Genomic DNA, 229 nt, shown 5'->3' with positions numbered 1-229 from the left:
GTCACTGGCTTGTTCACTTAGCTTCACTTTGATTTGAGCAATACTGCGCTGGCTGTGAGGCGTGGCTACTATGCCTTCGCTACTGCCTAGCCATTGATGTACTGCTTCGCCAGATACCTGTTGCTTACCAAATTTGTCGGCAAAGGCTTCTTGAATGAGTTGTCTAGACAAGGCCGCCGAACACGGGCAGGTGGATGAATAAGGAACTTCTACTGATAACTCAATATCC

Annotated in this window: 1 protein-coding gene; it reads right to left on the bottom strand. The window is 48.0% G+C overall.

All coding sequences use genetic code 11. From position 1 onward, the window contains the following. The coding region (locus tag Q4528_RS16640) for a GTP cyclohydrolase, FolE2/MptA family (protein ID WP_303522915.1) at nt 1–229 on the bottom strand (229 nt) is incomplete at both ends.

It is taken from the genome of Staphylococcus pasteuri, from assembly GCF_030547725.1.
In the GTDB taxonomy this organism is placed as follows: Bacteria; Bacillota; Bacilli; order Staphylococcales; family Staphylococcaceae; genus Staphylococcus; species Staphylococcus pasteuri.
The sequence above is the reverse complement of the archived record's forward strand: the minus strand, read 5'-3'. Positions and strand labels throughout refer to the sequence as shown.